Raw genomic sequence first — 13,527 nt, forward strand, 5'->3', positions numbered from 1 at the left:
TTTAAGAGTCGTGGTTAACTATATCCGTCATACTTCAAGTTGCCTGTGCGTTCGTTTACTCCAGTCACATAGGTATCTATGCTCCTGGACATTCTCTTACGTGCCGCCTTCATGCAACTCGAATTATTCAGGAGAGAAAAGGGGTCAACTGCTTCGCCATCCAGTCGGCAATAAACGGCTGGGCGTCGCGGTTGGGATGAATGCCGTCATCCTGCATCCACTGCGGTTTCAGATATACCTCTTCCATAAAAAACGGTAACAGAGGAATATCGAACTCTTTGGCGAGCTTAGGATAAATGGCGCTAAAGGATTCATTATAACGGCGACCGTAGTTAGCGGGCAGATGAATTTGCATCAGTAACGGTTGGGCATCGGCGGCTTTCACCGTCTGAATGATTTTACGTAGCGTCTGTTCGGTTTGCGCAGGTGCAAAACCGCGTAGTCCATCGTTGCCGCCAAGTTCCACCACTACCCAGCGCGGGTGATGCTGTTGCAACAGCGCCGGCAAACGCGCCAGTCCCTGCTGCGAGGTATCTCCGCTTATACTGGCATTAACGACCGACGTTTTGTTTTGCCATTTATCATTAAGGAGCGACGGCCATGCCGCGCTGGCGGCCATACGGTAACCGGCGCTGAGGCTATCGCCCAGAATTAATAAGGTGTCTGCGGCGGCGGCACGGAAAGTTAACAGGATCAAAAACAGGAAGGGCAAATGCCAGCGGAAAACAGTGTTGAAGTTCATCGTCTCAGGAAGTCCGTCGGTCAGGGTGAGCATGAGCTTTCCATCCTTACCGGAGTTGAACTGGTTGTCAAACGCGGTGAAACCATTGCGCTGATTGGCGAATCAGGATCGGGAAAATCTACGCTGCTGGCGATTCTCGCCGGACTGGATGACGGCAGTAGCGGAGAGGTCAGTCTGGTCGGGAAACCGCTTCACCAGATGGACGAAGAGGCGCGGGCGCAGCTTCGCGCTCAGCATGTCGGTTTTGTTTTTCAATCCTTCATGCTTATTCCTACGCTTAACGCGCTGGAAAACGTTGAGCTACCGGCCCTGCTACGCGGTGAAAACAGCGGTCAGAGTAAGGCGGGGGCGAAAGCGCTGCTCGAACAACTGGGACTGGGAAAACGGCTTGACCACCTTCCGGCACAGCTTTCCGGCGGCGAACAGCAGCGCGTAGCGCTGGCGCGCGCGTTTAACGGGCGTCCTGATGTGCTGTTTGCCGATGAGCCGACGGGCAACCTTGACCGTCAGACCGGAGATAAAATCGCCGACCTGCTATTTTCGCTTAACCGCGAGCACGGCACCACGCTGATTCTGGTGACGCACGACCCGGCGCTGGCGGCGCGCTGCGACCGGCGGCTGCGGTTGGTCAACGGTCAGTTACAGGAGGAGGCATGATAGCTCGCTGGTTCTGGCGCGAATGGCGCTCGCCGTCGCTGATTATTGTCTGGCTGGCGTTGAGTCTGGCGGTGGCCTGCGTACTGGCGCTCGGCAGTATCAGCGACCGGATGGAAAAAGGGTTAAGTCAGCAAAGCCGCGAGTTTATGGCAGGCGATCGGACGCTGCAAAGTTCGCGGGAGGTACCGAAGGACTGGATTGAAGAGGCGCGTAAACGCGGCCTTAACGTGGGCGAGCAGTTAACCTTTGCGACCATGACGTTTGCCGGCGATACGCCGCAACTGGCCAGCGTGAAGGCGGTAGATAGCGTTTATCCGATGTACGGCGAATTGCAAACCCGTCCTGACGGAGTGAAACCGCAGCCGGGTAGCGTACTGCTGGCGCCGCGTCTGATGGCGCTGCTTAATTTGAAAACGGGCGATACTATTGATGTCGGCGACGTGACCTTGCGTATTGCCGGTGAAGTGGTGCAGGAGCCGGATTCCGGGTTTAACCCTTTTCAGATGGCGCCGCGTCTGATGATGAATATGGCCGATGTGGCAAAAACCGGTGCGATACAGCCGGGGAGCCGCGTGATGTGGCGGTATAAATTCGGCGGAACGCCGCAACAGCTTGCTGGCTATGAAAGCTGGCTGTTACCGCAGCTTAAACCGGAACATCGCTGGTACGGACTGGAGCAGGATGACGGGGCATTGGGGAAATCGCTCGAACGTTCGCAGCAGTTTTTGCTGCTTTCGGCGTTATTAACGCTACTGCTGGCGGTAGCTGCCGTCGCGGTGGCGATGAGCCATTACTGCCGTAGCCGCTACGATCTGGTGGCGATTTTAAAAACGTTGGGCGCGGGCCGGGCCCAGTTGCGTAAACTTATTATCGGACAGTGGTTGATGGTGCTGGGGCTTTCCGCCGTCACGGGAGGCGCGATTGGGTTACTGTTTGAAAACATATTGCTGGTGCTGCTAAAACCGGTACTACCCGCCGATTTGCCGCCCGCCAGCCTGTGGCCCTGGCTGTGGGCGCTGGGCGCGATGACGGTCATCTCTCTGCTGGTCGGTTTACGGCCTTATCGATTGTTGCTGGCGACCCAGCCGCTACGGGTGCTGCGCCGCGACGTTGTCGCTCGCGTCTGGCCGTTAAAAATTTATTTGCCTGTCGCCTGCGCCGTCGTGGTGGCGCTGCTCGCCGGATTGATGGGCGGAAGCATGCTGTTGTGGGCGGTTCTGGCGGGCGCCGTGATACTGGCGCTGCTGTGCGGTCTGGTGGGCTGGATGCTGCTTAACGTGTTGCGCGGCATGACGTTGACGTCGCTACCGCTGCGTCTGGCCGTCAGCCGACTTCTGCGTCAGCCGTGGTCAACGTTGAGTCAGCTTTCGGCGTTTTCGCTTTCGTTTATGCTGCTGGCGCTCTTGCTGGTGCTGCGCGGCGACCTCCTTGATCGCTGGCAACAGCAGCTCCCGCCGGAAAGTCCGAACTATTTCCTTATCAATATTGCTTCAGAACAGGTTGCGCCGCTGAAAGCCTTTTTGGCAGAACATCAGGTGATTCCGCAGACGTTTTATCCGATTGTGCGGGCGCGGTTAACCAGGATAAACGGTAATCCGACGGAAGGTCAGCAGGATGAGTCGCTCAACCGTGAACTGAATTTGACCTGGCAGGATACGCGCCCGGCGCATAATCCGCTGGTCGCCGGTCACTGGCCGCCAAAACCGGGCGAAGTCTCTATGGAAGAGGGGCTGGCGAAGCGGCTGAACGTCAAACTCGGCGATAGCGTAACCTTTATGGGCGATACCCAGGCATTTAGCGCTAAAGTCACCAGCCTGCGTCAAGTGGACTGGGAAAGCCTGCGGCCCAACTTTTTCTTCATTTTTCCTTCCGGGGCGCTGGACGGGCAACCACAAAGCTGGTTGACCAGTTTTCGCTGGGAGAATGGCAACGGCATGTTAACGCAGCTTAACCGCGAGTTTCCTACCGTCAGCCTGTTAGATATCGGGGCGATCCTGAAACAGGTGGGACAGGTGCTGGAGCAGGTCAGTCGGGCGCTGGAGGTGATGGTTGTGCTAGTCACCCTCTGCGGCATGTTGCTATTACTGGCCCAGGTACAGGTCGGGATGCGTCAGCGCCATCAGGAGCTGGTGGTGTGGCGCACGTTAGGAGCCGGAAAGAAACTGTTGCGTACCACACTCTGGTGCGAATTCGCCATGCTGGGATTAGTTGCCGGGTTGGTCGCCGCGATTGGCGCGGAAACGGCGCTGGCGATCTTACAAATCAACGTGTTTGATTTCCCCTGGGAGCCGGACTGGCGTTTATGGGGCGCACTGCCGTTTTGCGGCGCGCTGCTGCTTTCCGTATGCGGCGGCTGGCTTGGCGTTCGTTTGCTGAAAGGCAAAGCGCTATTCCGACAGTTTAACGGATGATTCATGATGTGAATAATTTCGCGCCGGTTTTTAAAACGGCGCGTACTTTATTTAGTCGCACAAATTGCTAACTCCTTGATTTTTAGTAGCACAAATCATTAAAAAATACACAACACGTAAGGTTTTATAACAGTTATTATTTGCCTGCTAAATGATTTGGATTGGCTATCTATCAAGGAAAATATAATGACAATTAAAATAACAGCGTTGGCGGCATCGATCGGCGCGGCAGTGGCTTTCATGCCTTTCGCCACTCAGGCGGAAATCACCGTTTTAAAACAAGATCCCCAGGCGGGTAATCCACTCAGCCGACTCAATTTCACCGTCGGCGGGAGTATACGTCCGCAGTTCCAGAATATGACCGGCAATGACGGCGCGAACGGTTATAAACGTAATGGTTTTGATGGCGGGACGCGTTTCCGCTTCGCCGCGGATTATTATCTGTTTGATGATATCAGTTGGATTAGCTATTACGAGCTGGGCGTCAATATCCCTGCGGTATTTGACTGGGATAACCATTATGCGAAGGGCGCGACTGATACCACTCGCCGTATGCTGTATACCGGCTTCAAGAGCGCGACGTGGGGAACGCTGACCTTCGGTCAACAGAACAGCATTTATTACGATGTGGTGGGCGTAAAAACCGATATCTGGGATTACGACATGATAGGTCAGGCGCCGGGCAACGGGATTAACGGCGACTACGATGGTTCTTATCGCACGCGTAAGTCATTGAAGTATAAGAAAAGCATTGGCAGTGTCGATCTCTACGCGTCTTATCTGTTCAGCGACGATTATAATGCCAATAACGGTCTGAATTACAAACGTAAAGGCGGCGGTTCTTTAGGCGCGGATTACCATCTCACCGACGATCTGACCTGGGGGACGGCATGGAACTATACCCGTGCGGAGATGCGCGGCAACGGCAATAAAACTTACGATCAAAATATTGTCGGTACCGCGTTAAGCTGGACGCCAGAAAACTGGACTATTGCCGCAGGCGGCGGTTGGTATCAGAACTTTATGACGACCAAAAAAGTGTCTGTGAATGATTACTTTGCCGGCGATGCGTGGGGTCTGGAATATTTTGTCGGTTACGCTTTCCCGATTGGTCAGTATGCCGTGAAAGCTATTCAACCGTACTTTATGGGCGACCGCATTGAATATGTGAATGGCCGCGACTATCTGCGCACCGATAACGGCGTGGGGATCACCTTCCAACTGGATTATGGTTTCCGCGTTGATTATGAACATGTTTTCACCTCCAGCACTGACAATCTGGGCGATATGAACCTGGTGCGTCTGCGTTACGATTTCTAAAGCGTTTTCCTCTGCCGGATGTTGGCGTTAAGACCTCTTATCCGGCATTTCCCTTTACGCCATTCCCGCCTGACACACGCCTGAGCGCCTGCCTCGTACATTTAACGACACACCAGGAAACATCATGAAATAATTTCAAGGACAGCAGGCTGTGATCTGTGTCATGTTAAGAAATAGCCTTTCGTTTGGGCCAAAACAGACGATGCCGCATGAACGGCATCCGGCACAGCATCACACTATTTAAAATGGAGAAATTATGGGATTGCGTCAGAGTTTACGCATTGCGGCCAGCACGCTATTACTGGCCTGCGGATTACAGTTTGCCCATGCCGATGGTTCCCCGCAAACGATCGTATTTGGCGTCGCGCCAGGGCCGTATGGCGACATGGTGAAGCAGGCGATTGCGCCGACATTAAAAGAAAAAGGGTATAAGGTCGTGGTGCGCGAGTTTAGCGACTATGTCCAGCCTAATATGGCGTTAGCTAACGGCAGCATCGACGCCAACCTCTTTCAACATAGCCTCTATTTTGACAAATTCACCGCTGACAAAGGGCTGAAGCTCAGCAAACTTATTGTGGTACCGACCGCCGGGATGGGCTTCTATTCACGTAAAATCAACAGTCTGGATGCGCTTAAAAAAGGGGACATTATTACCCTCTCCAACGATCCGACCAACCTGGCGCGCGGCCTTCGCTTCCTGCAATCGTTGGGGCTTATCACGATTAAGGACAATATCGATCCGACCAAAGCCTCTGAACGAGATATTGCCAGCAATCCAAAAGGACTGGTTTTCAAACCACTGGAAGCCGCACAGCTACCGCGCACGCTGGATGGCGTGACCGGCGCGCTGGTTAACGGGAACTTTGCGGTGGCGGCAGGACTCGATCTCTCCAGCGCGATTAAGCAGGAACACCTGGATGAGAACCTGAAAAATATCATTGCGGTACGCAGTGAAGATGCCGATAAGCCGTTTGCCAAAGATATTGTCGAGGCGGTGAAATCGCCGGCTTATCGCGCGGTCATCGACGATCCAAAGAATATTTATAGCGCCTTCCAGAAACCGGAATGGATGACCGCGACACCCTGATCGCAGCGGTAGCCATCCCCAATTTCTGAGGTGAATATGATTGAAATAGAAAAAGTCTGCGTCGATTTTACCGCCGGTCGCGGTACCTCCACGCGCGCGGTGGATGATGTGAGCCTGCATATCGCTGCGGGCGAGATTTTTGGCATTGTCGGTACCAGCGGCGCAGGAAAAAGCACTCTGCTGCGTACCCTGAACGCCTTAACGCGTCCCAGCCAGGGGCGCGTCAACGTCAACGGCGTGGAAATTTCGGCGCTGGACGGAAAAGCGTTACGCCAGGCGCGGCAGCGTATTGGTATGATTTTCCAGCATTTTAACTTAATGCATACCCGGACAGTGGCGCAAAACGTTGCGTTTAGCCTGAAAGCGGCTGGCTGGGAACGCAGCAAAATCGCGCCGCGGGTGGCGGAAATTTTAACGCTGGTGGGCCTTGCCGATAAAGCGAACCGTTTTCCGGTACAGCTCAGCGGCGGGCAAAAACAGCGGGTGGGGATAGCCCGCGCCATCGCTAACCATCCGGATGTGTTGCTATGTGACGAACCGACTTCCGCTCTGGATCTGGAAACTTCCGCCACGATTCTGGCCCTGCTCAGAAAGATCAACGCACAGCTCGGGATTACTATTGTGCTGATCACCCATGAAATGAACGTGAGCAAATCTATTTGCGATCGCGTGGCGGTGATGTCGGGCGGTAAGGTTGTGGAATCGGGCGAGGTGTTTGATGTGTTTGCCCACCCGCAACACGCTTTCACACAGCAACTGGTGTCTCATACCCTTAATTTGACCCTGCCGGAACGTTTACGGGAACACTTGCCCGGGCAGTTGCTGAAAATTTTGTTTATCGGCGATTCGGCGGAGCAGCCGGTACTGTCAGAGGTGGCGATCAAGTTTGGCGTCGCGGTCAATATCCTGCATGGCAAGATTGAATATATCGGCGAACGCGCGTTGGGCATTCTGGTGGTGCAATTAACCGCGCCGCATAATCCAACGGCGGTGGCCGCCGCCGTGGAGCATATCCGTCAACGTACCGCACAGGTGGAGGTGATCCGTGGATGATTTATTGCCGGATTTAACGCTGGCGTTCAATGAAACTTTCCAGATGTTGAGTATTTCAACGGTGCTGGCGATTCTTGGCGGTCTACCGCTCGGTTTTCTGATTTTTGTCACCGATCGTCATCTGTTCTGGCAGAACCGTTTTATTTATCTCGTCGCCTCGGTTCTGGTGAATATTATCCGCTCGGTGCCATTTGTTATTTTACTGGTGCTGTTACTACCGCTAACGCAGCTTTTGCTGGGCAATACGATAGGCCCGATTGCGGCCTCCGTCCCGCTATCGGTGGCCGCAATCGCGTTTTATGCACGCCTGGTAGATAGCGCGCTCCGTGAAGTCGATAAAGGGATTATTGAGGCGGCGCTGGCATTCGGCGCTAGTCCGATGCGTATTATCTGTACCGTACTGTTGCCGGAAGCCTGCGCAGGGCTGCTGCGCGGCCTGACGATTACATTGGTAAGCTTAATCGGCTACTCGGCGATGGCCGGGATTGTCGGCGGCGGCGGGGTAGGCGACCTGGCGATTCGCTATGGCTACTACCGTTACGAAACCGAAGTGATGGTTGTTACCGTAGTGGCGCTGATTGTGCTGGTTCAGGTCGTTCAGATGCTGGGCGACTGGCTGGCAAAACGTGCCGACAAGCGCGACAGACACTAAGCCAGCTCAATGTAGCGTCAGCCGGCAATAAAAATAAGCTATTGCGCTTTTAGCCAGTTGGCAACGTCTTGCCATGTGCCGCGAAAAACGATATTCGCGGCCTTTTTCTCCAGTTGATAGCGATACATCGGGTCGTAATATTCGTTAAGTAGCGGAACCAGCCATGCCATATGGCCGTCGGTGCTGCCGCTGGATAATTGCTCCGCCAGCGCCCTATCCAGCGTGTCCGTCAGTTCGGCAAAGCGTTGCAACCCCAGACGGCGGCGAATAGCGAACAGTCCATGATGAAGATATTCACTATACGCCTGCCAACCGGCTTCATCGCCGTAGGCGTGGGTGAAGTCGTGATGCATACGGATGAAATACTCTTCACGCAGTCGTTCCAGACGAAGCGCAAACGGATCTTCCACTACCGCAATGGGGGCCTGCGCCATTCTTTCGCGTAAACACTCAGGCAGATGGTTGGCGCCGATCGTTCGCCCTTCATCTTCCAGTACCCACCTTTTTAGCGTCTGACGCGCGTTAATTTTCAGCAATTCAACGGCAAGTTTGTTTTCAAAACTGGCCTGGCTGAGCTGGGGGTTCAGCGTGCGGCCAAAAGAGGAGCCGCGATGACGCGCGAGACCTTCCAGATCCACACCGTTGGGCTGTTGTCGCACCAGTTGCGTTTTGCCGCTGCCCGTACAGCCGCCAATTAAAAGTATCGGTTTTTGCGCCAGTTGCCAGGTCGCCTGAATTGCTGTCTGGCGCAGCGCTTTATAGCCGCCTTCAATAAGCGGGCAGTCAATCCCTGTTTCTTGCAGCCAACGTTGTACGATATGTGACCGCTGACCGCCGCGCGCGCAGCACAGATACCCGTTGGGGAAACGTTGATACGCGGCTTTCCAGGCCTCAAGCCGCTGCTGGCGAATGTCGCCGCAAACCAGCCGATGCCCCAACGCTAACGCCGCATCCGCGCCCTGACGTTTGTAGCAGGTGCCGACGGCGGCTCGCTCGTCATCCATCATCAATGGCAGGTTGATAGCGCCCGGCATGGCGCCCTGTTCAAACTCAATCGGCGCGCGTACATCAATTAAAGGCGTATCGGCAAGGAGGAGCGCGCGATAGTCCTGTGCTTTTTGTCTGTCTTGCATAACGTAAAACGTAACCTTAAATCATCCTTTGCGCTATTTTACGCGCCAATTCGCAAAGTGGCTTGATTTTTAACAGCGTACCGTGTTGAAAATGGATAAAAAACCGGCTATTTCGGGTTGTCGTTGGGTAAATAATTTCACAATGTCTTCTACCGCTTTGCCTCCGCCAAATTTATGCCAGGCGAGGCTTAACGGTGAGGGCGGACGCATCGTAGGGATGGTACAGCTTACCAGTTCGTTTTTGTCGATCAGCGTTTGACAGAGCGGCTGCGGGACAAAACCGATACCGACGCCTGCCAGATGAGCGGCGATTTTGGTTTCCATATCAGGCACGATAATTTCCTTCTGCCCCGGAAGGCGCCAGGCTACCCGCTTGGTCAGCGTACGCGCGCTGTCTTCGATATTAATTGCCGGGAAACGGCGCAACTGCGCTTCTGTTAGAGGCTCGCTGACGTGAGCTAAAGGATGATCCGCGGACATCACAAAACGCCATTGTACGGAACCTAAAGGGTCGAGCATAAAGGTATTAGCCAACGGCTCGGTGCCAGTTACGCCAATCGCCAGCGAAAAACCTTCATACAGGAGCGAATCCCAGACGCCCATATAAATTTGCCGGGAAAAGTGAAACTGAGTGAAAGGGTAACGCGCATTAAGCCACGATAAGAGACTGGCGACCGCTTGCGGGCTATAGAGCAGGTTATTCACCACAATATTGACCTGACGCTCTACGCCGTCGTTAACCTGGCGTAGCTCGTCAGGCATGCTGTCCAGCCACGCAAGCCAGTCTTTTGCCTGAGAGAGAAGGTGAGAGCCCGCCGCCGTCAACGAGACGCTTCGCGTTGTGCGAAAGAACAGCCCTACGCCGGTATTTTCCTCCAACAGTTTGATGCGGTAGCTAATGGTTGCCGTGGTTTTACACAGGCGCTCCGCCGCTTTGGAGAAACTCCCCGTTTCGGCAACGCTGATAAAGGTACGCAGTGTTTCCGGGTCAAACATCGTCAGACGCCTCCTTACGATCCTGATAAAACCAGAATTGTTTTCCTATGATTTTTAAGTAGTTTTACATAATAGCCATGTTTGATTTGTGGTCTAAATCTACTTTTGGAAAAACATTCCAACTTTTATGTTGATGTTAAATCCCGAAGGTTTTAGATTGCATGGTATTGAAACCGGACAGAGTCCAAACCGCGGTTAAACGGAATCGAGCTACAAGGGAAAAATAATGAAACTTGAGGTATTACCGTTAGATCAGAAGGCGTTCAGCGCTTATGGCGATGTTATTGAGACGCAGGAACGTGACTTTTTTCATATAAACAACGGGTTAGTTGAGCGATATCACGACCTGGCGAAGGTTGAAGTTCTGGAGCAGGATCGCACGCTGATCAGTATTAACAGGGCGCAACCGGCCGCGATGCCTATTGTGGTACATGAACTGGAACGTCATCCTTTAGGTACGCAGGCGTTTGTGCCGATGAACGGCGAGGCTTTTGTCGTTATTGTCGCGCTCGGCGATGATAAACCCGATCTCTCCACGCTGCGGGCGTTTATTAGCAATGGACGGCAGGGCGTCAATTATCACCGTAATGTATGGCATCACCCGCTGTTTGCGTGGCAGACGGTTACCGATTTTCTGACGGTGGATCGCGGTGGCAGCGATAACTGTGATGTTGAAAGTATCCCGACACATGAACTCTGTTTTGCGTGACGCTATTGGCCTTCTTGCATAAGATGAACATATTGTTCATTGTTTATGCTCATATTTTGGGCCGGAGTTAACGTAAATATGACGGAAGTAAGACGACGCGGCAGGCCAGGACAGGCAGAGCCGACTGCGCAGAAAGGCGCTCAGGCGCTGGAGAGGGGCATAGCGATATTGCAATATCTCGAAAGAAGCGGCGGCAGTTCATCAGTTAGCGATATTTCCGGCAGCCTGGATTTACCGCTTTCTACGACGTTTCGCCTGTTAAAGGTACTGCAAGCGGCTGATTTTGTGTACCAGGATAGCCAGCTTGGCTGGTGGCATATTGGTTTAGGCGTATTTAATGTGGGCTCTGCGTATATTCACAATCGCGATGTCCTCTCGGTGGCCGGCCCCTTTATGCACCGACTTATGCTGCTTTCTGGCGAGACGGTCAACGTAGCGATTCGCAACGGTAATGAAGCGGTGTTAATCGGTCAAAAGGAGTGCAAATCGATGGTCAGAATGTGCGCGCCCTTAGGGAGTCGTCTGCCGTTACATGCTTCCGGCGCCGGAAAAGCGCTGCTTTACCCGCTCACCGAAGAAGAGCTGGTGGGGATCGTCGTCAATACCGGTTTGCGGCGGTTTACGCCGACCACTCTGGTGGATTTACCTATCCTGCTTAAAAATCTGGAGCAGGCGCGTGAACAGGGCTATACCGTCGACCAGGAAGAACATGTTGTCGGGCTGAATTGTATCGCCTCCGCTATCTATGACGATGCGGGCAGCGTGGTCGCCGCTATCTCGATATCGGGACCGGCTTCCCGGCTGACGGAAGATCGCTTTATCAGCCAGGGTGAACTGGTACGGGATACCGCGAAAGACATCAGTACGGCGCTTGGGCTAAAACCCCCTGTAGCCTGAGCCGCATCCCGCTCGCTGGAGCGGGACTTTTTTAAAATTTTTAAAAGTTGGAAACTTTTTCCAATAAAAAGAGGTAGCAATAAAATGGCAAAAATGAGAGCCGTGGATGCGGCAATGTATGTGCTGGAAAAAGAAGGTATCACCACAGCATTCGGCGTTCCTGGGGCTGCAATCAACCCCTTCTATTCTGCAATGCGTAAGCATGGAGGCATTCGCCATATACTGGCGCGTCATGTGGAAGGCGCTTCGCATATGGCTGAGGGCTACACACGTGCGGCGGCAGGTAATATTGGGGTCTGCCTGGGCACTTCCGGCCCGGCGGGAACCGACATGATCACCGCGCTCTATTCCGCTTCTGCCGACTCTATCCCGATTTTATGCATTACCGGTCAGGCGCCACGAGCGCGTCTGCACAAGGAAGATTTCCAGGCAGTCGATATTGAAGCGATTGCAAAACCAGTCAGCAAGATGGCAGTGACGGTTCGTGAGGCGGCGCTGGTACCGCGCGTATTACAACAGGCTTTTCATCTGATGCGCTCAGGCCGCCCAGGTCCTGTGCTGGTTGATTTACCGTTTGATGTCCAGGTTGCGGAGATCGAATTCGATCCGGATATGTATGAGCCGCTGCCGGTATATAAGCCAGCCGCCAGCCGCGTACAGATTGAAAAGGCGCTGGAGATGCTGATTCAGTCCGAGCGTCCGGTAATTGTCGCGGGCGGCGGGGTTATTAACGCCGACGCCGCGCCACTGCTGCAGCAGTTTGCCGAACTGACCAGCGTACCGGTGATCCCTACTCTGATGGGCTGGGGTTGTATCCCGGACGATCACCCCTTAATGGCGGGGATGGTCGGCCTGCAAACGGCGCACCGCTACGGCAACGCCACTCTGCTGGCATCTGATATGGTTTTTGGCATCGGTAACCGTTTCGCCAACCGTCATACGGGGTCCGTTGAGAAATATACTCAGGGGCGAAAAATCATCCATATCGATATTGAACCAACGCAAATTGGCCGCGTGTTGTGCCCGGATCTGGGCATCGTTTCTGACGCCAAAGCAGCGCTAACGTTGCTGATCGATGTCGCGCAGGAGATGCAAAAAGCGGGGCGTTTGCCATGCCGGAAGACCTGGGTGGGCGAATGCCAGCAGCGTAAACGGACTTTGCTGCGTAAAACCCACTTTGACAACGTGCCAGTGAAGCCGCAGCGCGTCTATGAAGAGATGAACAAAGCCTTTGGTCGCGATGTGTGCTATGTCACCACCATTGGATTGTCGCAAATCGCGGCAGCGCAGATGCTGCATGTGTTTAAAGATAGACACTGGATCAACTGCGGCCAGGCGGGGCCTCTTGGCTGGACAATCCCGGCGGCATTAGGGGTTTGTGCTGCCGATCCGCAACGCAATGTGGTGGCGATTTCCGGCGATTTCGACTTCCAGTTCCTGATTGAAGAGTTAGCCGTCGGCGCGCAGTTTAACATTCCGTATATCCATGTGCTGGTTAACAACGCTTATCTTGGCCTGATTCGCCAGTCGCAACGCGCATTTGACATGGACTACTGCGTGCAGCTCGCCTTTGAAAATATCAACTCCAGCGAAGTGAATGGCTATGGCGTTGACCATGTAAAAGTGGCGGAAGGGTTAGGCTGTAAAGCAATTCGTGTCTTTAAACCGGAAGATATTGCGCCTGCATTTGAACAAGCCAAAGCACTAATGGCGCAATATCGCGTTCCGGTGGTGGTGGAAGTCATTCTGGAACGCGTAACCAATATTTCCATGGGCAGCGAACTGGATAACGTAACCGAGTTTGAAGAGGTTGCGGATAGTGCGAAAGATGCGCCAACAGAAACCTGTTTTATGAAATATGAGTAAGGGA

Annotated in this window: 12 protein-coding genes; 9 read left to right on the forward strand and 3 right to left on the reverse strand. The window is 53.7% G+C overall.

Going from position 1 to position 13,527, the window contains the following annotated elements; genetic code table 11:
• Positions 1-127: 127 nt before the first annotated feature.
• Complete coding sequence (gene tesA, locus NAZ64_RS08140) at positions 128-742, reverse strand: multifunctional acyl-CoA thioesterase I/protease I/lysophospholipase L1 (RefSeq protein ID WP_001010574.1); 615 nt, start codon at positions 740-742, stop codon at positions 128-130.
• Here tesA and ybbA point away from each other — a divergent pair.
• From ybbA to NAZ64_RS08170, 6 genes are all read left to right on the forward strand, one after another.
• On the forward strand, positions 713-1,399 hold the full coding sequence (gene ybbA, locus NAZ64_RS08145; protein ID WP_001110598.1) for a putative ABC transporter ATP-binding protein YbbA: 687 nt from the start codon (positions 713-715) through the stop codon (positions 1,397-1,399). The genes tesA and ybbA overlap by 30 nt on opposite strands.
• Positions 1,396-3,810, forward strand: a complete 2,415-nt coding sequence (ybbP, locus tag NAZ64_RS08150; RefSeq protein WP_220569369.1) for a putative ABC transporter permease subunit YbbP — start codon at positions 1,396-1,398, stop codon at positions 3,808-3,810. Before ybbA ends, ybbP begins: the two co-directional genes overlap by 4 nt.
• Before the next feature lie 186 nt (positions 3,811-3,996).
• A complete protein-coding gene (locus NAZ64_RS08155; RefSeq protein WP_024156782.1) occupies positions 3,997-5,130 on the forward strand; it encodes a porin in 1,134 nt (377 codons plus the stop codon).
• A gap of 256 nt (positions 5,131-5,386) precedes the next feature.
• Positions 5,387-6,217: a MetQ/NlpA family ABC transporter substrate-binding protein gene (locus NAZ64_RS08160; protein WP_000524307.1), complete on the forward strand. Its 831-nt coding sequence runs from the start codon at positions 5,387-5,389 to the stop codon at positions 6,215-6,217.
• A 36-nt stretch (positions 6,218-6,253) separates the two neighbouring features.
• The gene (sfbB, locus tag NAZ64_RS08165; protein ID WP_483640906.1) at positions 6,254-7,270 is read left to right on the forward strand and encodes a virulence-associated ABC transporter ATP-binding protein SfbB; all 1,017 of its coding nucleotides are present in this window, start codon (positions 6,254-6,256) and stop codon (positions 7,268-7,270) included.
• Positions 7,263-7,922, forward strand: a complete 660-nt coding sequence (locus tag NAZ64_RS08170) for a methionine ABC transporter permease (RefSeq protein WP_483640907.1) — start codon at positions 7,263-7,265, stop codon at positions 7,920-7,922. Before sfbB ends, NAZ64_RS08170 begins: the two co-directional genes overlap by 8 nt.
• A 38-nt stretch (positions 7,923-7,960) precedes the next feature.
• Here the strand turns inward: NAZ64_RS08170 and mnmH are convergent, their stop codons facing one another.
• Together mnmH and allS are read right to left on the reverse strand one after the other, a co-directional pair.
• Positions 7,961-9,055, reverse strand: coding sequence for a tRNA 2-selenouridine(34) synthase MnmH (gene mnmH, locus NAZ64_RS08175; RefSeq protein WP_001154078.1), 1,095 nt, complete (start codon positions 9,053-9,055; stop codon positions 7,961-7,963).
• Between the two features lie 69 nt (positions 9,056-9,124).
• Positions 9,125-10,051 (reverse strand): HTH-type transcriptional activator AllS, encoded by a 927-nt coding sequence (allS, locus tag NAZ64_RS08180; RefSeq protein ID WP_079846088.1) that lies wholly within the window; start codon positions 10,049-10,051, stop codon positions 9,125-9,127.
• Positions 10,052-10,277: 226 nt separating this feature from the next.
• Here allS and allA point away from each other — a divergent pair, with 226 nt between their 5' ends.
• The 3 genes from allA (at position 10,278) to gcl (ending at position 13,523) form a co-directional block, all read left to right on the forward strand.
• Positions 10,278-10,760 carry an ureidoglycolate lyase gene (allA, locus tag NAZ64_RS08185; protein ID WP_183058351.1) on the forward strand — a complete coding sequence of 161 codons (483 nt, stop codon included), beginning with the start codon at positions 10,278-10,280 and terminating at the stop codon, positions 10,758-10,760.
• A 78-nt stretch (positions 10,761-10,838) separates the two neighbouring features.
• Entirely contained in the window at positions 10,839-11,657 is an 819-nt protein-coding gene (allR, locus tag NAZ64_RS08190; protein WP_000141265.1) for an HTH-type transcriptional repressor AllR, read from the forward strand.
• An 84-nt stretch (positions 11,658-11,741) separates the two neighbouring features.
• Positions 11,742-13,523, forward strand: a complete 1,782-nt coding sequence (gcl, locus tag NAZ64_RS08195) for a glyoxylate carboligase (protein ID WP_079945074.1) — start codon at positions 11,742-11,744, stop codon at positions 13,521-13,523.
• The last annotated feature ends 4 nt before the right edge of the window (positions 13,524-13,527 follow it).

This window comes from Salmonella sp. A1325 (assembly GCF_056991255.1).